We start from the raw sequence: 19,277 nt of genomic DNA, 5'->3' as shown, positions 1-19,277 counted from the left end.
TCCGATATCCTGTCAGGCGATCGGCCGCGCCATGGTAAAGCCCGGCGGCGCACTGTCTTCCCTATGACGATGATACATGTCCATATAGACTTGCTCGGCCTGGCTGCCGGGGCAGGTCACGCCATAGACATCAACGATATAGCCGAATACGCCCATCCCCACTGATCCGCCGCGCGCGAAAGCAGGGGCCTTGCCATCGGCGCATCGTAGCCGGGACAGATAGGCCCTCTGGCCTTCCGGGCCGTTGGCGCGAACCGGATTGTCCTGGCTGCCCAGCGGAAAAGTGGCCGCCTTGTCGATGGCGGTGCGCAATGCCTTGCCTGACAGGCCCCCACCCAGCGCCTTCATCATGGCGGCCATGTCGTTGGTGTCCTGCGCCATCGCCCCGCCGCTCAGGCAAAGGCCCATGATGGCCAGCGTCAGCCGAAATCCGTTCATCCGCGACATGCGTGTCCCCTTCATGACCCTCCCCATAATGCAATGGGGAGGGTGGGAAAGTCACGCGCCTTCGAGCAGTTTCTCGCGCTTGATCTTTTCCTGCCACACCAGCGGGGCGAGGCGGTGGACATTCTGCCCTTCGCTGTCGACCGCCACGGTCACCGGCATGTCCTGGACATCGAACTCGTAGATCGCCTCCATGCCCAGATCTTCGAAGCCGACGACCTTGGCGCCCTTGATCGCGCGCGCGACCAGATAGGCCGCGCCGCCGACCGCCATCAGATAGGCGCTCTTATGCTTGGCGATGCTTTCCGTCGCCGCCACGCCGCGCTCGGCCTTGCCGACGCAGCCCAGCAGCCCCTGTTCCAGCATCATGTCCATGAAGCTGTCCATGCGGGTCGCGGTGGTCGGGCCGGCCGGGCCGACCACCTCGTCGCGCACCGGATCGACCGGGCCGACATAATAGATGACGCGGCCCTTGAAATCGACCGGCAGGCTCTCGCCCTTGGCCAGCATGTCCTTGATCCGCTTGTGCGCGGCGTCGCGGCCGGTCAGCATCTTGCCGTTCAGCAGCAGCCGGTCGCCATGTTTCCAGCTCTGCACGATTTCGGGCGTCAGCGTGTTGAGGTCGACGCTGATCGCTTCCTTGCTCGGCTTCCAGTCGACCTGCGGCCATTGCGAAATCTTGGGCGCTTCCAGATAGGCCGGGCCGGAGCCGTCCAGCGTGAAATGGGCGTGGCGGGTGGCAGCGCAATTGGGGATCATCGCCACCGGCTTGCCCGCCGCATGGCAGGGATAGTCGTAGATCTTGACGTCCAGGATGGTGGACAGGCCGCCCAGGCCCTGCGCGCCGATGCCCAGCGCATTGACCTTGTCGAAAATCTCGATCCGCATCTCCTCGATCTTGTTCTGCGGCCCGCGGAGCTTGAGTTCGCCCATGTCGATGGGCTCCATCAGGCTTTCCTTGGCCAGCGCCACCGCCTTTTCCGCGGTGCCGCCGATGCCGATGCCCAACATGCCGGGCGGGCACCAGCCCGCGCCCATCTGCGGGATCATCTCCAGCACCCAGTCGACGATCGAATCGCTGGGGTTCATCATCTTGAACTTGGTCTTGTTCTCCGAGCCGCCGCCCTTGGCCGCCACGTCTACCGTCACTGTGTTCCCCGGCACCATTTCCACGTTCAGCACGCAGGGCGTATTGTCCTTGGTATTCTGGCGGGCGAAGGCCGGATCGCGCAGGATGGAGGCGCGCAGGCGGTTTTCGGGGTTCAGATAGGCCTTGCGCACGCCGTCATCGACGATGTCCTGCATGGAACGGCTATTGTCGTCCAGGCGGCAGTCCATACCCCATTTGATGAAGATGTTGACGATGCCGGTGTCCTGGCAGATCGGGCGATGCCCCTCCGCGCACATGCGGCTGTTGGTCAGGATCTGCGCGATCGCGTCCTTGGCCGCCGGATTGGCTTCGGCGTCATAGGCTTTGCCCAGCGCGCGGATATAATCCATCGGATGATAATAGCTGATGAACTGGAGCGCGTCGGCGACGCTCTCGATCAGGTCGGCGGTTTTGATGAGCGTCATCTACCCTGGTCCTTATGTGCGGCCAGCCTCTGCACGGCCGGTCCCTGCAAGGGGCAGCGGCTAGTGCGTAATCGGCCCCAAGTCCAGCATCAGCCGTCCGCAAAGGGGAAGAGGTGCCACCAGGGCTGCTTCTCCTCCAGCACGCGGGCGACGCTCGGTCGCGCCCCCAGCCGCGCCAGATAGGCCGCCAGCCCCGGAAAGTCCGGCGTTAGCGGCACGATCCTGTCGGCGTAGAACAGCGCCGGGGCGGCGGCGCAGTCGGCCAGGGTGAAGGCTTCGCCCACCGCCCAGCGCCGCCCGGCCATTCGCGCCTCGATCAGCGCATAGGCCTTGGCCAGCAAATCGCGTGCCTGCGTCACGCCCAACGAGTCGCGCTGTTCTTCGGGCCGTAGCCGGTCGGCCACGATCGCCTGCATCGGCGCCATCACATAATTGTCGAACAATCGATCCATCAGCCGCACCTCCAGCGCCGCGTCGGGATCGGCGGGGATGGGGCGAAAGGTGCCGGCTTCATGCTGGGCGAGATATTCGATGATGACGCTCGCCTCGCCGATCGTGGCGTTCCTGGCCGGATCGTGCAGCAGCGGGAATTTGCCGATCGGCCACAGCGCCATCCACTCCTGCGCGACCTCTCCATCCTCCAGCATCCGGCCCGCAAAGGGCGCGCCATTTTCGTAGAAGGCGATCAGCACCTTCCAGCAATAGGAGGAGAGGGGGTGGTAATAGAGAATCATCGAACATCCTCCGCACATCCGCAGCATCCTGCGCATCTGGCCATATCCGGCATAGCGCGCCCCGGCCATGACGGGCGGCATTGGCGATCGAGGGTCGCAAGCCTTTAGACCTTCGTCTGAATTTGGCTGACAAGCGAAATTTATTTTTCAGCCTGCATATCCCCCTTGCCTTTTTTGGGGGCAAGGCAAGTCCATGCGTCGCCCGCGTGCCAGGCGGTGAAATGACTCCGATCGGCGACGAACCGAGTCTTTCAATTGTCATTTACCCTCTTGCGCCTGCAACCGGCTATGGCACTATCTGTGGTATCGGGTTAACGGGGGTTACCCAACAGATTGTGATTGCGTCGCTGGCTGATTTTCCGGTGCGGGGGGATTTTTGTCCCTGCGATTGCTCGGTTGGGCCCTTTTCCGTCCCCGGAGTGGTGCGGTTCATGCTAGGATGCGCGGCTTGTCGCGACCCGCTTGACCGAATCGAACGGAACAGGAACATCGGGGGCTCGCATGGATTTTCGGGATAGTGGACAAGGTGCTGGCGACGTGGCGACTGTGATGGACGATCTTTTGGATGATATGAAGGCGCAGGCCTCGGCCGCGCCCGTGGAAACGCGGGCGGAGCCGGAGGTGCTGACCTCCTCGACCGTGCAGGCGCGGCGCTTCGCCGTCACGACCGATCCGTCGCGCGACGCGCTGCTGACGGAGTTCGGCAAGGACACGCTGAACGACCGATATCTGCTGCCTGGCGAATCCTATCAGGACCTCTTCGCCCGCGTCGCCGCCGCTTATGCCGACGACGCCGCGCATGCCCAGCGCGTCTATGATTATATTTCGCGCCTCTGGTTCATGCCCGCGACGCCGGTCCTGTCGAACGGCGGCACCGGGCGCGGCCTGCCGATCAGCTGCTATCTCAACAGCGTGGACGACAGCCTGGAAGGCATCGTCAACACCTGGAACGAGAATGTCTGGCTCGCCTCGCGCGGCGGCGGCATCGGCACCTATTGGGGCAATGTCCGCGGCATCGGCGAACCGGTCGGCCTCAACGGCAAGACCAGCGGCATCATCCCCTTCGTCCGGGTGATGGACAGCCTGACGCTCGCGATTTCGCAGGGGTCGCTGCGTCGTGGCTCCGCCGCCTGCTATCTCGATGTCTCCCATCCGGAGATCGAGGAGTTCCTCGAAATCCGCAAGACCAGCGGCGACTTCAACCGCAAGGCGCTGAACCTGCATCATGGCGTGCTGCTGACCGACGAGTTCATGGAAGCGGTGCGCGACGGTGCGGACTTCCATCTGCGCAGCCCCAAGGATCAGTCGATCCGCGGCACGGTCAATGCCCGCGCCCTGTTCCAGAAGCTTGTCGAGGTACGGCTGGCCACCGGCGAGCCCTATATCGTGTTCAACGACACGGTGAACCGCATGATGCCCAAACATCATCGCGATCTGGGGCTGAAGGTATCGACCTCCAACCTCTGCTCGGAAATCACGCTGCCCACCGGTCGCGACCATCTGGGCAATGATCGCACGGCGGTCTGCTGCCTGTCGTCGATGAACCTGGAAACCTGGGACGAGTGGAAGGATCATCCGACCTTCGCCGAGGATATCATGCGCTTCCTCGACAATGTGTTGCAGGATTATATCGACCGCGCCCCGCCCGAAATGGCGCGCGCCAAATATAGCGCGATGCGCGAACGCTCGGTGGGTCTGGGCGTCATGGGCTTCCACAGCTTCCTCCAGGCGCGTGGGCTTCCCTTCGAAGGCGCCATGGCCAAGTCGTGGAACCTGCGCATCTTCAAGCATATCAACGCTCAGGTGAACGAAGCGTCGATGATGCTGGCGCAGGAACGCGGCCCGTGCCCCGACGCCGCCGATCAGGGCGTGATGGAGCGCTTTTCCTGCAAGATGGCGATCGCGCCGACCGCGTCGATTTCCATCATCTGCGGCGGCACGTCGGCCTGTATCGAACCGATCCCGGCGAACATCTACACCCACAAGACGCTGTCGGGCAGCTTCTCGATCAAAAATCCCTATCTGGAAAAGCTGCTGGTCGCCAAGGCGAAGGACAGCAGCGCGGTGTGGAACTCGATCCTGGAGAAGGGCGGCTCGGTCCAGCATCTCGACTTCCTGAGCCAGGAAGAAAAGGACACGTTCAAGACCAGCTTCGAAATCGACCAGCGCTGGCTGCTCGAACTGGCCGCCGACCGCACGCCCTATATCGACCAGGCGCAGTCGCTGAACCTGTTCATCCCGGCCGATGTGGAAAAATGGGATCTGCTCATGCTCCACTTCCGCGCCTGGGAACTGGGCATCAAGTCGCTCTACTATCTGCGGTCGAAATCGGTCCAGCGCGCGGGCTTCGCCGGCGGCGTGGAGGCCGACAATACGATCGACGCACCCAAGTTCGAAATCGGCGAGACCACCGACTATGACGAGTGCCTCGCCTGTCAATAAGGGTTTGACGCCGGGCGCGACGGCCTATGCCGCCGCGCCCGCGCATTCAGGCTTCTTCTTCGAACGTCACCGCGACGTCGGCATTGGCGGAAAGCCGCACCGTGCCGTCATCCTCGACCGCCGCGATCAGGCCCTGGCTGATATAATGATGATGCCCCTTATGGCTGCCTTCCCCGCTGTCCTTCTTGGTCAGTTTGATCCGGTCACCGTCCATATGGTCGACGGTGCCGACATGGACGCCATCGGCGCCGATCACTTCGGCATGTTCCTGAATGCTGTTGAGGTCGACCATGATATTTCTCCTGTGCGGGGGGTAGCGACGTCTCAACGTCCCGTCCCCGCCCGGGTTGCAACCGCCCTTCATTCGTAACGATTTCGCCCGGAGTTCCGTCCCATGCCTCTTCTTCAAGCCTCCAAGGTGTACAAGCCCTTCGAATATCCCTGGGCCTATGAATATTGGAAGCGCCAGCAGCAGCTCCACTGGTTGCCCGAGGAAGTGCCCTTGGGTGAGGATTGCCGCGACTGGGCGCAGAAGCTGTCCGACCATGAGCGCAACCTGCTGACGCAGATTTTCCGCTTCTTCACCCAGGCCGACGTGGAGGTGCAGGATTGCTACCACGAAAAATATGGCCGCGTGTTCAAGCCGACCGAGGTCAAGATGATGCTGACCGCGTTCAGCAACATGGAAACCGTCCACATCGCCGCCTACTCGCATCTGCTCGACACGATCGGGATGCCCGAAAGCGAATATAGCGCTTTCATGCAGTATAAGGAGATGAAGGACAAACACGACTATCTGCAACAGTTCGGCGTCGACACGGACGAGGATATCGCCCGCACGCTCGCCATGTTCGGCGGCTTTACCGAAGGCTTGCAGCTCTTCGCCTCCTTCGCGATGCTGATGAACTTCCCGCGCTTCAACAAGATGAAGGGGATGGGGCAGATCGTCACCTGGTCGATCCGCGACGAAACGCTCCATTGCGAAGGCATCATCAAGCTGTTCCACGCCTTCTGCGCGGAACGCAATTGCCTGACCCCTGCGGTCAAGGACGATATCATGGACATGTGCCAGAAGACCGTCCGGATCGAGGATGCCTTCGTCGATCTGGTCTTCGAAATGGGTCCGGTGCCCGGCATGACGCCCAAGGACATCAAGAAATATGTCCGCTACATCGCCGACTGGCGTCTGGGACAATTGGGCCTGAAGCCCATCTACATGATCGACGAGCATCCGCTCCCCTGGCTCGCGCCGATGCTGAACGGCGTGGAGCACGCGAACTTCTTCGAAACCCGCGCGACCGAATATTCGAAGGGCGCGACGCGCGGCCAGTGGAACGACGTCTGGGACGCCTTCGACCGCCGCCAGAAGATCAAGGGCAGCGACGCGGCCAACACCGACGACACCGACCCGGACATGTTCAAGGCGGCGGGCATCGCGGCGGAGTGACAATGATCGAAGGTGGCGCCTGCGATGGCGCCACCTTTACGCTTCCAATATGCCTTCGACGGCGGGACCCGTGCTTTGCGTCCATAACGGACCCATCTCGCGCCAAAACGGCGCGAATCGCTTTATGCTCGCCCCATGACCGAGCCAGCCCCACCCCTCACACATCCCGCCATCACAGCTATATCTGCAATGTCTGCGGCAGCGACCATGTCACGCGCGACGCCTGGGCGGCGTGGGACATGGCGGCGCAGCATTGGGTGCTGGAGGTCGTCTTCGACCAGTGCTGGTGTCATCGCTGCATGAGCGCCACGCGGCTCGACCGGGTCGTGCTGACCAGCCCGATCACCTTTGCCCCCCCCGATCCGGCCCCGATCCCGCAAAGGACCGCGTCGCCGGGGTGAAGCTTCCTTAACCCCGCTCGCTTATCATGCGCGCCATGTTCTTCGGCGTCCGCCTCCGCTCGATCTTCACCAGCCGCTGGTTCGCGCTGCTCTGGGCGCTGCTGGTGATCCTGACCGCCATCCAGTTCGTCGGCTCCGGCGACGACAGTCCCGGCGCGCAGGACGACAACGCTGCCGCCGACGGCCTCACCAACGACCAGCGCGCCGCCCTCGCCAACGCGCTCTGACGCCGTTGGCGCCCTAGGCGCATCCGGCCGATCCCGTCCGCGCTGTCCTACATGCCGCCGCTACGCTATGCTCTGCCCGTTCCTTCGCATCGTCAGACCGCATCCCGCCGTGCGAGGGGGAAATCGTCCTGCAAAAAACTTCCCAGGGTCGACAGGCATGAAGTTCCGGAAGTTCCGGTCGCCCGCGCCGCTCCTTACGCCCCTGTCCCCCGACTGAACGACGCGTTTTGTTCCGTTCATGCAACATCCCCTAATCTCGCGGGTTCTACCGCCACGATACCCAGAGGGAAGGAGTCCCACCCGTGAGATTTTCGTTGCACAAGGCCATCGCCGCCCTGTCGCTCGGCGCAATCGCCCTGACCGGCGTCGCCGCCACCCCGGCCTTCGCCCAGCCCGGCCAGCATAATCGGGAGCATCGCCAGGAACGGCGCGAGGATCGCCGCGAATTTCGCCAGGAAAAGCGCGAGGACCGTCGCGATTTCCGCCAGGATCGTCGCGCCGATCGTCGCGATTTCCGGCAGGATCGCCGGGAAGACCGCCGCGATTGGCGCCAGGATCGCCGCGCGGACAATCGTCGCGCCGACTATCGCCGTCCCGGCCGTCCGGTCTACAGCTATGACTGGAACCGTCCCGATCCGCGCTATGGTCGTTCCTATCGGCCCGACCGCTATTATCGCACCGGCTACGCCCCGATCCGGGTCGATCGCCGCACCCGTATCTACCGCGGCTATGACGACCGCTATTATTGCCGCCGGTCGGACGGCACCACCGGTCTGATCGTGGGCGCAGCTCTGGGCGGCCTCCTCGGCAGCCAGATCGACCGTGGCCAGTCCAATGTCGCGGGCATCCTGATCGGCGGCGGCGCCGGCGCGCTGCTGGGTCGCGAGATCGACCGCGGCGGCGTCAACTGCCGCTAAGTCGGCACTAGCACCAGGGGTGGCGGCTGCCATCCCAGCGTCGGGCCAGTCCTTCGGCGACCAGTTGTTCGCCGATCGACTGGCCCCCGCGCGTTACCAACCGCAAGGCCCGGCCATAGCGGTCGCTGTCGCGATCGCCGCTTTCCAGCGAGAAAGCCCCTTCATTCATCAGCGCCTGCAATCGCCGTGTCGCACGCGCGCCCAGTTCGCCCTCCGCCAGGCAGCGCGGGCCATGGGTTTCGGGCGTGTCGATGTCGGCGATGCGATATTTCTCGCCGCGGAACCAGAATGTGTCGCCATCGACAACGCAATTGGTCCCGCCGCCGCTATGGCAGAAGGCGAAATCGGCCCGCAGGCCGTCGGCCGCAACCTCCGGCGCTGGCGCAGCGATCGGAGGCAGGTCGATCCGCGCGATCCAGTCCGGCCCATACCAGCCAAGCAGCAAGCCCAGGCACAGCATATAGAGAAGCGCCGGCCCGCTAAATCCCAACCGGACCTGCCGGCCACGCGCATATTTCTGTCTCGCCATGCCCCGCTCTAGCGAGCGTCCGGCAAACAGGGCGTTAAAGCCGATCCAGCTTTTCACCGATCCGGCGACGATCCGATTTGACGCCGGTCAACGCCATGGACCGGCGCACTATCATCCCGGCCGGGATCATCCGAAACGGCGCTTAAAGGATGAACACCGTCGCCAGCGCCCAGCGCTATTCGTCCTCCTCGGTCGGCCCCATCTCATCTTCCTCATCGTCCATTTGCGGCTCGCCGGCATAGGCGTCCATGTCGATCCGGCCGGACCGGTCCATCTCGGTCATCTTGTCGACCAGATCGGGCACGTCGTCGGGGATGATCTGCGCCGGGTTGGCGCGCCCGCCATGTTCGCTTTCTTCGGCAAGGTCGGTGGAGCGCGCCCGCGCATCATCCGCGACATCCTGCGCCTGGGTGCCGGCCTCGGCCTGTTCCTTATTGTCTTCCAGTTCGCGGTCGGGGGTAGGGCGGTCCATCGCATGTCTCCTTGGGGCCTGATGCCCGATCCTTCCCCAACGGCCTTGCGCGCCCGCCGTTCCGGGGAAATGACTGGCCCGGAAATGACTGGACAGTCTTTCGTCAAGGAGGCAAAGGCCGCTCTGATCCTTTCGCACTGCAGCAGGAATCTCCCATGCCCCGCCAGCTCATTTCCTCCGGCTCGCCCTTCGAGGCGCAGGTCGGCTATTCGCGCGCCGTCGTCCAGGGCGACTGGTGCTTCGTCGCCGGCACCACCGGCACCGATCCCGAAACCAAGACCATGCCGGAATCGGTTGTGGAGCAGGGCCGGAATGCGCTCAAGGTCATCGGCAAGGCACTGGACGACGCGGGCTTTTCCTTCTCCGACGTCGTGCGCGTGACCTATTATATCACCGACGCGGCCTATTGGGATGTGATGGGCGATATCGCCGGCCCTGTGTTCGGCGACATCCGCCCCGCGGCCAGTTGCGTCATCGCCGGCCTCGTCAAGCCGGAGATGAAGATCGAAATCGAAGTCACCGCCTTCAAAGGGTAACAGGAGCACCGCATCATGATTACCATGTATGGCATCAAAAATTGCGACACGATCAAGAAGGCCCGCAACTGGCTGGACAATGAGCGGGTCAGCTACAGCTTCCACGACTATAAGGTCGCCGGCGTCGACAAGGCGAAGCTGGAAGAATGGGTGATGGAACATGGCTGGGAAACCATCCTCAACCGCTCCGGCACCACCTTCAAGGCGCTGGACGCCGGGGACAAGGCGCATATCGATGCGGACAAGGCGATCCTGCTGATGATCACCAACCCTTCGATGATCAAGCGCCCGATCCTCGACACCGGCCGCGAAACTCTCGTCGGGTTCAAGGCGACGACCTATGAAAATGCACTACAGGGCGTGAAGGCATGATCGGGCGGGGGCTGGCGCGCATCGGACTGTATCTGTTGATGAGCCTCATTCCCCTCTCTGCGGTTCATGCCGAACCGATCCTGATCGCCCATCGTGGCGCCAGCGGCGAACGGCCCGAACATACGCTCGCCAGCTATGAGCGGGCGATCGATCAGGGCGCCGACTATATCGAGCCGGACCTGGTGTTGACCAAGGACGGCGTGCTGGTCGCCCGGCATGAAAATGAGATAGCCGGCACCACCGATGTCGCCGAGCATCCTGAATTCGCCGATCGCAAGACGACGAAGACGATCGACGGGGTCGCCATGACGGGTTGGTTCACCGAGGATTTTACCCTCGCCGAACTGCGCACGCTGCATGCGCGCGAACGGCTGCCCGATGTCCGTCCGGCCAATCGGCGTTTCGACGACCTTTATCAAATCCCGACCTTCGAGGAGATATTGAAGCTGGTCCGCGCGAAGGAGGCCGAAACCGGCCGCCGCATCGGCCTCTATCCCGAAACCAAGCATCCCGGCTATTTCGCGGGGCTGGGGCTGCCGCATCAGGCCGCGCTGCTCGATCTGCTCGGCCGCTACGGCTATCAGAGCGAGGCCGACCCGGTCTTCATCCAGTCGTTCGAGGTCGGCAATCTGAAGGCCCTTCGCGCCGCGACCCGGCTGCGCCTGATTCAACTGGTCGATGCGGAGGGCGGCCCGGCCGACCTGCCCGGCACCAGCTATGCGGACATGCTGACGGTCCAGGGCCTGACGGAGATCGCCACTTACGCCGATGGCATCGGGCCTTCGGCGGCGCTGATCATCGCGCCCGAAGGCCCGACCGCGCTGGTTGGCCGCGCCCATGATGCGGGCTTGCAGGTTCATGTCTGGACGCTGCGGATGGAAAACAGCTTCCTGCCGGCCCAATATCAGCGCCCCGACGATCCGCAGGGTCGCGGCGACTTCGCCGGCTGGGTCCGTGCCATCGCCGCCACCGGGGTCGATGGCGTCTTCAGCGACTTTCCCGCGCAGGCGCGCGCGGCTCTGTCCGCCACCGCACCCTGATCGGCGATGGCGCGCCAAGCGAAAACTTCTTTCTCTCTCGCCTCGCTTGACTTGCCAAAGCGGGTGCGCGGGCGAATAACGGACCCATGTTGTCCCAGAAGACCCGTTACGCCATCCGTGCGCTTCAGCATCTCGCCGATCGCTACCGCCAGGGTCCGGTACCCCTCAATGAAATCGCGACGCGCCAGAATATCCCATCCAAATTCCTGACCGTGATCCTGTCCGAACTGTCGCGCGAAGGACTGGTCGCGACGCAGCGGGGCAGGGACGGGGGCTATTGGCTGGCGCTGGCGCCGGTGGACGTCAGCTATGGCGACATCGTCCGGCTGACCCGCGGCTCGCTGGCGCTCACCCCCTGCGCCAGCCGCTTCGCGCATGAAAGCTGCACCAACTGCCTGCCCGAATCGGAATGCCGCCTGCACCGCGTGATGCTGCGCGTCCGCGACGAAACCGCCAAGGTGCTGGACAGCATCAGCCTGGCGGAGCCGTTTGCGGTCGAGGCGGGAGAGTAGATCGTGGTAGGATTGGGGATTGTGTTGGCGCTGGCATCCACACATGGATCTGCTTTAGCGGACGATCGACCATCGGCGCATGCTTGTTGGATTGAACGCGCAGTCATTGAAAATGCCGATATTCGGATTTTCTTCGACAGCGATGCCCCACTTGAACGGTCTGAAATGCATGAGATGGTGGCAAAGGTTGGGTCCATCCTATCCCCTCTTGCGACCCATCATAGCGGGTGCACTATTTCCGTTGAGCGAAGGGATGGAAGTTTAGGTCTGAAGGTGGAAGCATATGACGCACTGCCGGGTCTGCCAGTGCAGCGCTTTGAAGAATGGATTCCAGCGCTTCAGGCCCGTTCGCCCTGAGTCAGTCGAAGGGCTGTTCTTCTGCTTCCAATAAAGGACAGGGCTTCGACAGGCTCAGCCTGAACGGCGGAGGGGTTGCGCATGGTCCACCTGTCCGCCACATCAGCCGCATGACCACGCCGCCGCTCAAAGCCGTCCTGATCCCCGTCACCCCGTTGCAGCAGAATTGCACCCTCTTCTGGTGCACGGCAACGATGCGCGGCGCCTTCGTCGATCCGGGTGGCGACCTGCCGGTGCTCAGGAAGGCGGCCGAGCAACATGGTGTGACGATCGAGAAGATCCTCGTCACCCACGGCCATATCGACCATTGCGGACAGGCTGGCGTGCTGGCGCGCGACCTGAATGTCCCGATCGAGGGGCCGCATGAGGATGATCGTTTCTGGATCGACCGGCTGCCGCAGGATGGGGAGCGCTGGGGCCTGCCCGGCGAGAGCTTCGAACCCGATCGCTGGCTGGTCGACGGCGATCAGGTGACGGTCGGCCAACTGATCTTCGATGTCTATCACTGTCCCGGCCACACGCCTGGCCATGTCGTCTTCCACCATGCGCCCAGCAAGCTGGCGATCGTGGGCGATGTCCTGTTCCAGGGATCGATCGGCCGCACCGACTTTCCGCGCGGCAATCATCAGCATCTGATCGACGCCATTACGGGCAAGCTGTGGCCGCTGGGCGGCGAGACGGCCTTCGTGCCCGGCCATGGCCAGATGAGCAATTTCGCCCATGAGCGGCGGACCAACCCCTTCGTCGCCGATTCGGTGCTGGCGGGATAATTACCCCCGCGCCGCCATTGCCGGCGGCACGGGCATTGCCCGCGTCGCGCTATAGGCGATCGTCAGCGCGGTGATGGCCATCGCGACCATCACGCCCCAGGTCAGCAGCGCGCCGCCCGCGCGCCAGACCGTGGGCTGGTCGGCGTCCATGCCGAACGCATGGGCGACCCGCGCCACCACATAGACCAGTGCGCCGATCCACAGCCAGAGCGACGCGCCCACGGCCAGTTCGACCAGCGCGAAGAGAATCAGCACGATCGGCGTATATTCCACGAAATTGGCATGGGCGCGCATCCGCCGCGCCAGCAGGCTGTTGCCCGCATCGCCATGCATCACCTTGTCGGCGATGCGAATGCGCGCGCAGCGAGTCGCGATCCACAGGTTGAGCAGCGCGCAGGCCGCGGCAAAGGTCAGGGTGATCGGCAGCAGCATGGAATATCCCCTCGTTTCAGGCGCCATATCCTAGACGGCATGGACGACCGGGCAAGGTCAAAGGGAAAGGCCAATGGGAAAGGCCAATGGGAAAGGAAAGCCTTGCACCCCCGACAAAAAGCGCTATAGGCGCAGGGCTTCGCGATCACCCGGGCCGCATGGGTCTGCGGCGCCGTTGGCGTCAGCTTTTCTGTTCGGAACTGGCCGGTCGTACAACTTGATATTATACGGAACAAGGTGCCGACATGGCTGTCCCCAAAAGGAAAACGTCCCCCTCCAAGCGCGGTATGCGCCGTAGCCACGATTCGCTGCGCGTCGAAGCATTTCAGGAATGCTCCAACTGCGGCGAGCTGAAGCGTCCCCACAATCTGTGCGACGCCTGCGGGCATTATAACGGCCGCGAAATCGTCGCCGTCGGGGCGTAAGCCCATCCCCATCTCCGCAAAGGGGTGATCTGAGTGTCCAGTCAGCCGCGAATCGCAATAGACGCGATGGGCGGGGACGAAGGCGTGCGCGTGATGATGGCAGGCGTGGCTTTGGCCCGCCACCGTCATGACGGGCTGCGCTTCACCCTGTTTGGCGACGAGACGCAGATCAAGGCTGCGCTCGATCATCACCCCAACCTGCGCGCGGCGTCGGAAATCGTCCATGCCGACACCGTCGTGGCGGGTTCCGACAAGCCGAGCGTGGCGATCCGCAAGAAGAGCAGCTCGATGAGCATGGCGATCGCCGCCGTGAAATCGGGTCAGGCGGGCGCGGCCGTGTCTGCCGGCAATACCGGCGCGCTGATGGCGATGGCGAAGCTGGCGTTGCGCACCATGCCGGGCGTCGATCGTCCCGCCCTGGCGGCCTTGCTGCCGACGCTGGGCGACAATGACGTCGTCATGCTGGACCTGGGCGCCAATACCGAGTGCGACGCCCGCAACCTCGTCCAGTTCGCGGTAATGGGCGCGGCCTATTCGCGCATCGCCTTCGACCTTGAACGGCCGCGCGTGCGCCTGCTCAACATCGGCACCGAAGACCTCAAGGGCACCGACGAGATTCGCGACGCCGCCGCCGTGCTGCGTAGCGCAAAGACTCTGCCGCTCCAGTTCGACGGATTCACCGAAGGCGACAAGATCGCGCGCGGCGACGCCGACGTGATCGTGTGCGACGGTTTTTCCGGCAATGTGGCGCTCAAGACGGCGGAGGGCACTGCCCGTTTCGTCACCGATGTGCTGCGCAAGGCGTTCACCAGTTCGATCCGCTCGAAGATCGGCTTCCTGATCTCCAAGCCCGCCATGCACCTGCTCAAGCATCATCTCGACCCCAACAACCACAATGGCGCGGTCTTCCTCGGCCTCAACGGCGTGGTCGTGAAGAGCCATGGCAGCGCGAACGACAAGGGCGTGGCCAACGCCGTCCATGTCGCCGCGCGCCTGCTGGAGGAAGACATCACCCGCCGGATCGCCGCCGACATGGCGGGCATCCAGTCGCTGTCGGCCGCCGCGTCCAAGCTGGAGCAGCCCGTCAAGTGATCCGCCGCTCCATCCTGCTCGGCACGGGCTCGGCCCTGCCCGTTCGTGCGGTCAGCAATGCCGAACTGGCGCAGACCGTCGACACCAGCGACGAATGGATCGTCGAGCGCACCGGCATCCGCAACCGCTATATCGCGGGCGAAGGCGAAACTACGGCCAGCCTGGCCGCCGACGCTGCGCGTCAGGCGATCGAAGCGGCGGGCATCGCCGCGCAGGATATCGACCTCATCATCCTGGCGACGGCGACCCCCGACCAGACCTTCCCGGCCGCCGCGACCAAGGTGCAGGCGGCACTGGGCATCGACGATTGCGTGGCGTTCGATGTAGCGGCGGTCTGTTCGGGCTTTCTCTACGCCGTGACCGTGGCCGACAGCATGATCCGATCCGGCGCGGCCAACCGTGCGCTGGTGATCGGGTCGGAAACCTTCAGCCGCATCCTCGACTGGGAAGACCGCACGACCTGCGTCCTGTTCGGCGACGGCGCCGGCGCCGTGGTGCTGGGGGCGGAGGAGAGCGCGGACGGCGCGCGGGGCATCCTCGCCGCCAAGCTCCATGCCGATGGCCGTCACAACCAGCTTCTCTATGTCGACGGCGGCCCGTCCACGACCCAGACGGTGGGCAAGCTGCGGATGCGCGGCCAGGAAGTCTTCCGCCACGCCGTGGTCAATCTCGCCTCGGTACTGCGGGAAGTGATGGACATTGCGGGCCTCACCACCGACGAGATCGACTGGCTGGTGCCGCACCAGGCCAATGCCCGCATCCTCGACGCAACTGCGCGCAAGCTCAAATTGTCGCCCGACCGGGTGGTGGTGACGGTTGATCGGCACGCCAATACTTCCGCCGCGTCCGTGCCGCTGGCGCTCGACCATGCGGTGCGCGACGGCCGGATCAAGGCGGGCGATCTGGTCGTGCTGGAAGCGATGGGCGGCGGCTTCACCTGGGGCGCGTGCGTCCTGCGGCTTTAGGCCTGCACGCAGGATAGGCGGCGCTTGCCAAAGCGCTGCGAATCGATCACATTTCAGACAGATCATCCGCGAAGATGGTCGCTGGGGCCATGAAGTGGGGATGTTCGATGACCGGCAATGCAACCTTGACGCGGGCGGACCTGGCTGAAAGCGTGAACCGCCATGTCGGCCTGTCGCGGGCGGAAGCCGCGGCGCTGGTCGAATCGATCCTCGAACATATGTCCTGCGCGCTCGAACGCGGGGAGAATGTGAAGATTTCCAGCTTCGGCACCTTCGTCCTGCGCGACAAGACGGAACGTATGGGCCGCAATCCCAAGACCGGCGTCGAAGTGCCGATCGAACCGCGCCGGGTGCTCACCTTCCGCGCCAGCCAGACAATGCGCGACCGGGTCGCCGCAGTTTAAAGTGCGGCTGGCCGCTTTTCCAGCATTACCATTGCTTTACCATAGTTGACGTCCGGTCGATTATGGGTGCAACATCGCTGTCATGGAAAAGGCAGAGGGTGCATTTCTGACCATCAGCGAGCTGGCCGGCGAGCTTGGTCTTCCCCAGCATATATTGCGCTATTGGGAAACGCGTTTCCCACAACTGCGTCCGCTACAGCGATCGGGCAACCGCCGCTATTATCGGCCCACCGACGTCGCGCTTGCGCGCCGCATCCACCAATTGCTCAATGTCGAGGGTTTCACCGTCAAGGGCGCGCAAAAGGCGCTGGTGGATGGCAATGGCCATGCGCCCGCCATGCCCGTCGTCAAGGCTGCGCCGCTGGATCCTTCGGACCTTCTGGCCCGCCTTATGGCCGTCCGTACCGCCCTCGCCAGAGCGATCGGCGACTGACCCTGTTTATGGCTTCGGTGCGCGATAGGGTATGAAGTCGCCCAGCGCGCAGGCGCCGGTCGTGATGCCCGTCTGCAAATTGGCGGTGGTGGTGAAGTCGCCCCGGCACATTTGCGATCCATAGCTGCGCACGATCATCGTGTCGCCATAGGTCAGGCCGCTGCAACTGCCGATCAGGTCATTCTTGTACACCAGCTTGCGGTTGACCTTGTAGAGCAGGACATTGTTGCTGATGACCGTCAGGTTGGTCTGCGGTTCGCGATTGATGCAACTGACCTTCTCGCCCGCCACCTTGCCGGCCAGCGCCTTGTCGAGTTTCGTGGCCTGCTTGTCGGTCAGCGGCGTCGGCTTATAGCTGCCGGTGCAGGCCGCCAGCAGCAGCGGCGCCATCCCAATCCATCCGCGCATCGCGATTCTCCATCATCTCCGCATCTAGGACGCCGCCATAGCGCAAAAACCGTCAGGCCGCGTCCTTTGCCGCGCGCCGTTCGGCCAGTTCCGCCACATTGCGCGCGCGCATGAAGATATTCGTGTCCCGCTCCAGCCCGATGCTGGTCGGCACCGTCGCCTCGCCGCGCGACCGCGCCGCCTCCACCGCCGCGACCCGTCGTGCCAGCGCGGCGTTGCCCGGCTCCACGCCCAGCGCAAAGCGGCCGTTGGAGAGCGTATATTCATGCGCGCAATAGACGATCGTGTCGTCCGGCAGCGCGGCGAAGCGCGTCATATTGCTGAACATCTGCGCCGCCGTCCCTTCGAACAGCCGGCCGCAGCCCATGGCGAATAGCGTGTCGCCCACGAACAGGATCTGATCGTCGGCCAGATGATAGGCGATATGCCCCGCCGTATGCGCCGGCACCGCCATCACCGCAGCGACATGGTCGCCGATCCGCACGCTGTCGCCTTCGACCACCGTCCGGTCCAGCGTGCCGATCTTCTCGGCCTCCGCCGCCGGGCCGGTGATGATGCATCCGCCCCATGCCTCTGCTGCCGCCTTGATCGCCGCATTGCCGCCGACATGATCGCCATGCCAATGGGTGTTCCATATCTGGCCGATGGTCCAGCCGCGCGCGGCCGCCGCCTGCAACACCGGTTCCGCCACCGCCGGATCGATGGCGACGGTTTCGTCGCTTGCCCCGTCGTGGAGCAGCCAGACATAATTGTCGTTGAGCACGGGGATGCGGACAACCTCCAGCATGGCGTTCACCAGACGCCGATATTGGGCATCGACGCCCAGGGCTCGGCCGGTTCCAGCCGCCCGTCCTGCAACAGTTCGATCGAAATAGCGTCCGGCGTCCGCACGAACGCCATATGCCCGTCACGCGGCGGCCGGTTGATCGTGACGCCGGCGTCCATCAGGCGCTGGCAGGTGTCGTAGATATTCTCGACCTGATACGCGATATGGCCGAAATTGCGCCCGCCATCATAGGTTTCGGCCGCGCTGCCATCGCTCGGCGGCCAGTTGTAGGTCAGCTCGACCTGCGCGTCCTCGTCGCCCGGCGCGGCGAGATAGACCAGCGTGAAACGCCCTTGCTCGCTGTCGAAGCGTTTGACTTCCTTCAGCCCCAGCAGGTCGAAAAAGGCGATGCTCTTGCCGACGTCACTGACGCGGATCATGCTATGCAGGAATTTGGGCAAATCTGTCTCCGTTCGTCGCTATAAAGCAACGGTTCATCTCGGCGATCGTAGCTATGTTCCCAAGATAAGGTCGCGCATCCCCGGACGGAAGAGGAAAGCATCAAATGGCGTTGGAAATGCGGGACAAGGTTTTGCTGGGCGGCGCGGCGCTGCTGGCGTTCGGTGCGATCGCGGGCGGCTATCTGCTGGGCGACGGGCTGAAACGGGCCAAGGCGGCGGACCGCTCGGTCACGGTGCGGGGCCTGGCAGAAAAGGACGTGACGGCGGACCTCGCCACCTGGTCGATCAGCTATTCCGCGACCGGCTTCGACCTGCCGACCGTTCGCGCCGAAATCGACAATAACACCAAGGAATTGCAGGCCTATTTCACCGGCCTCGGCTTCAAGCCGGGCGAACTGACCCCGACCGGCGCGGGGGTGAACCAATATCTCAACAATGGCGTCAACAATATCACCATCACCCAGCGGATGCTGCTGCGCACGACCGACATCGCCCGCGCGGAAAAGGCGGTGGCGCAGCAATTCGACCTCGTCCGTCGCGGCGTGACGCTGCAGGAAGGGTCGGGCATGAAATACAGCTTCACCAGGCTGAACGACGTGAAGCCCGACATGGTCGCCGCCGCCACGAAGGACGCCCGCGCCGCGGCCGAACAGTTCGCCAAGGATTCGGGGTCCGGGGTAGGGGGTATCAAGAGCGCCACCCAGGGCTATTTCTCGATCGACGCCCGCGATGGCGAAGGCGGCGACGGATCGAGCGACACGCCTTACAAGAAGGTGCGCGTCGTCACGACCGTCGACTTCTACCTCAAATAACGGCCAGCCTCCCCCTCCGTCTCAGCACCGGCCCCGGCGACGATCCCGACGCGAACAGCGATCTTCCTTGTCGCCGATGACCGCGCCGACGGCGCCACCGATCGCCGCGCCTTCCACTGTGCCAAGACCGGTGGCGCTGCCCACGACCGCGCCGCCGGCGCCGCCGATCAGGCCGCCGCGCGTCGCGCCGCGCGAACAGGCGGTGGTCGCCATCGCACCGACCAGCAGCAGGCCGATCGCCGCGCTTTTCTTCCAATAACTGTCCAACTCGCTGTCTCCTTCACGCAATCCCGCTACGGACGAG

Annotated in this window: 28 protein-coding genes; 17 read left to right on the top strand and 11 right to left on the bottom strand. The window is 63.9% G+C overall.

All coding sequences use genetic code 11. The features are described 5' to 3' along the window. Positions 1–12 precede the first annotated feature (12 nt). The 3 genes from K9B33_RS02265 to K9B33_RS02255 all read right to left on the bottom strand — a co-directional run bounded on the left by K9B33_RS02265 (position 13) and on the right by K9B33_RS02255 (position 2,753). Positions 13–462 carry a hypothetical protein gene (locus K9B33_RS02265; RefSeq protein ID WP_224546386.1) on the bottom strand — a complete coding sequence of 150 codons (450 nt, stop codon included), beginning with the start codon at positions 460–462 and terminating at the stop codon, positions 13–15. A 36-nt stretch (positions 463–498) separates the two neighbouring features. Then, entirely contained in the window at positions 499–2,019 is a 1,521-nt protein-coding gene (locus K9B33_RS02260; protein ID WP_224546385.1) for a fumarate hydratase, read from the bottom strand. Between the two features lie 89 nt (positions 2,020–2,108). Then, on the bottom strand, positions 2,109–2,753 hold the full coding sequence (locus K9B33_RS02255; protein WP_224546384.1) for a glutathione S-transferase family protein: 645 nt from the start codon (positions 2,751–2,753) through the stop codon (positions 2,109–2,111). A 501-nt stretch (positions 2,754–3,254) separates the two neighbouring features. Here K9B33_RS02255 and K9B33_RS02250 point away from each other — a divergent pair. Continuing rightward, positions 3,255–5,195: a ribonucleoside-diphosphate reductase subunit alpha gene (locus K9B33_RS02250; protein WP_390902377.1), complete on the top strand. Its 1,941-nt coding sequence runs from the start codon at positions 3,255–3,257 to the stop codon at positions 5,193–5,195. A 46-nt stretch (positions 5,196–5,241) separates the two neighbouring features. Here the strand turns inward: K9B33_RS02250 and K9B33_RS02245 are convergent, their stop codons facing one another. Further along, positions 5,242–5,487: a DUF2171 domain-containing protein gene (locus K9B33_RS02245; RefSeq protein ID WP_224546382.1), complete on the bottom strand. Its 246-nt coding sequence runs from the start codon at positions 5,485–5,487 to the stop codon at positions 5,242–5,244. A 102-nt stretch (positions 5,488–5,589) separates the two neighbouring features. Between K9B33_RS02245 and K9B33_RS02240 the strand changes: the two genes are divergently transcribed. The 4 genes from K9B33_RS02240 to K9B33_RS02225 all read left to right on the top strand — a co-directional run bounded on the left by K9B33_RS02240 (position 5,590) and on the right by K9B33_RS02225 (position 8,187). Further along, positions 5,590–6,642, top strand: a complete 1,053-nt coding sequence (locus K9B33_RS02240) for a ribonucleotide-diphosphate reductase subunit beta (protein ID WP_224546381.1) — start codon at positions 5,590–5,592, stop codon at positions 6,640–6,642. A gap of 239 nt (positions 6,643–6,881) precedes the next feature. Then, complete coding sequence (locus tag K9B33_RS02235; protein ID WP_224546380.1) at positions 6,882–7,043, top strand: hypothetical protein; 162 nt, start codon at positions 6,882–6,884, stop codon at positions 7,041–7,043. A gap of 26 nt (positions 7,044–7,069) precedes the next feature. Continuing rightward, on the top strand, positions 7,070–7,270 hold the full coding sequence (locus K9B33_RS02230) for a hypothetical protein (RefSeq protein ID WP_224546379.1): 201 nt from the start codon (positions 7,070–7,072) through the stop codon (positions 7,268–7,270). Between the two features lie 302 nt (positions 7,271–7,572). Further along, on the top strand, positions 7,573–8,187 hold the full coding sequence (locus tag K9B33_RS02225; RefSeq protein WP_224546378.1) for a glycine zipper 2TM domain-containing protein: 615 nt from the start codon (positions 7,573–7,575) through the stop codon (positions 8,185–8,187). 7 nt (positions 8,188–8,194) lie between these two features. Here K9B33_RS02225 and K9B33_RS02220 read toward each other — a convergent pair whose 3' ends face one another. Next, positions 8,195–8,716, bottom strand: coding sequence for a thermonuclease family protein (locus tag K9B33_RS02220; protein ID WP_224546377.1), 522 nt, complete (start codon positions 8,714–8,716; stop codon positions 8,195–8,197). 175 nt (positions 8,717–8,891) lie between these two features. Then, positions 8,892–9,188, bottom strand: coding sequence for a hypothetical protein (locus K9B33_RS02215; RefSeq protein ID WP_224546376.1), 297 nt, complete (start codon positions 9,186–9,188; stop codon positions 8,892–8,894). A gap of 155 nt (positions 9,189–9,343) precedes the next feature. Between K9B33_RS02215 and K9B33_RS02210 the strand changes: the two genes are divergently transcribed. The 6 genes from K9B33_RS02210 (at position 9,344) to K9B33_RS02185 (ending at position 12,775) form a co-directional block, all read left to right on the top strand. After that, entirely contained in the window at positions 9,344–9,724 is a 381-nt protein-coding gene (locus K9B33_RS02210) for a RidA family protein (RefSeq protein WP_224546374.1), read from the top strand. Between the two features lie 15 nt (positions 9,725–9,739). Further along, positions 9,740–10,096: an ArsC family reductase gene (locus tag K9B33_RS02205; RefSeq protein WP_224546372.1), complete on the top strand. Its 357-nt coding sequence runs from the start codon at positions 9,740–9,742 to the stop codon at positions 10,094–10,096. Next, positions 10,093–11,136 (top strand): glycerophosphodiester phosphodiesterase, encoded by a 1,044-nt coding sequence (locus K9B33_RS02200; protein ID WP_224546370.1) that lies wholly within the window; start codon positions 10,093–10,095, stop codon positions 11,134–11,136. The genes K9B33_RS02205 and K9B33_RS02200 overlap by 4 nt, the downstream gene beginning before the upstream one ends. Positions 11,137–11,222: 86 nt before the next feature. Continuing rightward, the gene (locus K9B33_RS02195) at positions 11,223–11,648 is read left to right on the top strand and encodes an RrF2 family transcriptional regulator (RefSeq protein WP_224546368.1); all 426 of its coding nucleotides are present in this window, start codon (positions 11,223–11,225) and stop codon (positions 11,646–11,648) included. Positions 11,649–11,669: 21 nt separating this feature from the next. Continuing rightward, the gene (locus tag K9B33_RS02190) at positions 11,670–12,005 is read left to right on the top strand and encodes a hypothetical protein (RefSeq protein WP_224546366.1); all 336 of its coding nucleotides are present in this window, start codon (positions 11,670–11,672) and stop codon (positions 12,003–12,005) included. A 110-nt stretch (positions 12,006–12,115) separates the two neighbouring features. Continuing rightward, a complete protein-coding gene (locus tag K9B33_RS02185) occupies positions 12,116–12,775 on the top strand; it encodes an MBL fold metallo-hydrolase (protein WP_224546364.1) in 660 nt (219 codons plus the stop codon). Here the strand turns inward: K9B33_RS02185 and K9B33_RS02180 are convergent, their stop codons facing one another. Next, the gene (locus K9B33_RS02180) at positions 12,776–13,207 is read right to left on the bottom strand and encodes an MAPEG family protein (RefSeq protein WP_224546362.1); all 432 of its coding nucleotides are present in this window, start codon (positions 13,205–13,207) and stop codon (positions 12,776–12,778) included. It lies immediately after the preceding gene. A gap of 245 nt (positions 13,208–13,452) precedes the next feature. On the opposite strand from K9B33_RS02180, the gene rpmF reads away from it, so the two are divergent. From rpmF to K9B33_RS02155, 5 genes are all read left to right on the top strand, one after another. Beyond that, positions 13,453–13,632, top strand: coding sequence for a 50S ribosomal protein L32 (gene rpmF, locus K9B33_RS02175; protein ID WP_066606737.1), 180 nt, complete (start codon positions 13,453–13,455; stop codon positions 13,630–13,632). Positions 13,633–13,665: 33 nt separating this feature from the next. Continuing rightward, on the top strand, positions 13,666–14,724 hold the full coding sequence (plsX, locus tag K9B33_RS02170; RefSeq protein ID WP_224546360.1) for a phosphate acyltransferase PlsX: 1,059 nt from the start codon (positions 13,666–13,668) through the stop codon (positions 14,722–14,724). Beyond that, the gene (locus K9B33_RS02165; protein ID WP_224546358.1) at positions 14,721–15,689 is read left to right on the top strand and encodes a beta-ketoacyl-ACP synthase III; all 969 of its coding nucleotides are present in this window, start codon (positions 14,721–14,723) and stop codon (positions 15,687–15,689) included. Before plsX ends, K9B33_RS02165 begins: the two co-directional genes overlap by 4 nt. A gap of 107 nt (positions 15,690–15,796) precedes the next feature. Then, complete coding sequence (ihfA, locus tag K9B33_RS02160; RefSeq protein WP_224546356.1) at positions 15,797–16,093, top strand: integration host factor subunit alpha; 297 nt, start codon at positions 15,797–15,799, stop codon at positions 16,091–16,093. A gap of 82 nt (positions 16,094–16,175) precedes the next feature. Beyond that, a complete protein-coding gene (locus tag K9B33_RS02155) occupies positions 16,176–16,526 on the top strand; it encodes a MerR family transcriptional regulator (protein WP_224546354.1) in 351 nt (116 codons plus the stop codon). Between the two features lie 6 nt (positions 16,527–16,532). Here K9B33_RS02155 and K9B33_RS02150 read toward each other — a convergent pair whose 3' ends face one another. Genes K9B33_RS02150 through K9B33_RS02140 form a run of 3 tightly spaced genes read right to left on the bottom strand, consistent with a single transcriptional unit; the run spans position 16,533 to position 18,161 of the window. Continuing rightward, positions 16,533–16,934, bottom strand: coding sequence for a hypothetical protein (locus tag K9B33_RS02150; protein WP_224546352.1), 402 nt, complete (start codon positions 16,932–16,934; stop codon positions 16,533–16,535). Between the two features lie 52 nt (positions 16,935–16,986). Beyond that, the gene (gloB, locus tag K9B33_RS02145; RefSeq protein WP_224546350.1) at positions 16,987–17,721 is read right to left on the bottom strand and encodes a hydroxyacylglutathione hydrolase; all 735 of its coding nucleotides are present in this window, start codon (positions 17,719–17,721) and stop codon (positions 16,987–16,989) included. Positions 17,722–17,726: 5 nt separating this feature from the next. Next, entirely contained in the window at positions 17,727–18,161 is a 435-nt protein-coding gene (locus tag K9B33_RS02140; RefSeq protein WP_224546347.1) for a VOC family protein, read from the bottom strand. Between the two features lie 104 nt (positions 18,162–18,265). On the opposite strand from K9B33_RS02140, the gene K9B33_RS02135 reads away from it, so the two are divergent. Further along, complete coding sequence (locus K9B33_RS02135; RefSeq protein WP_224546345.1) at positions 18,266–18,973, top strand: SIMPL domain-containing protein; 708 nt, start codon at positions 18,266–18,268, stop codon at positions 18,971–18,973. Positions 18,974–18,994: 21 nt separating this feature from the next. Here K9B33_RS02135 and K9B33_RS02130 read toward each other — a convergent pair whose 3' ends face one another. Continuing rightward, entirely contained in the window at positions 18,995–19,240 is a 246-nt protein-coding gene (locus tag K9B33_RS02130) for a hypothetical protein (protein ID WP_224546343.1), read from the bottom strand. Positions 19,241–19,277: the final 37 nt, after the last annotated feature.

Source organism: Sphingobium sp. 3R8 (assembly GCF_020166615.1).
Classification (GTDB): Bacteria; Pseudomonadota; Alphaproteobacteria; order Sphingomonadales; family Sphingomonadaceae; genus Sphingobium; species Sphingobium bisphenolicum.
The sequence above is the reverse complement of the archived record's forward strand: the minus strand, read 5'-3'. Positions and strand labels throughout refer to the sequence as shown.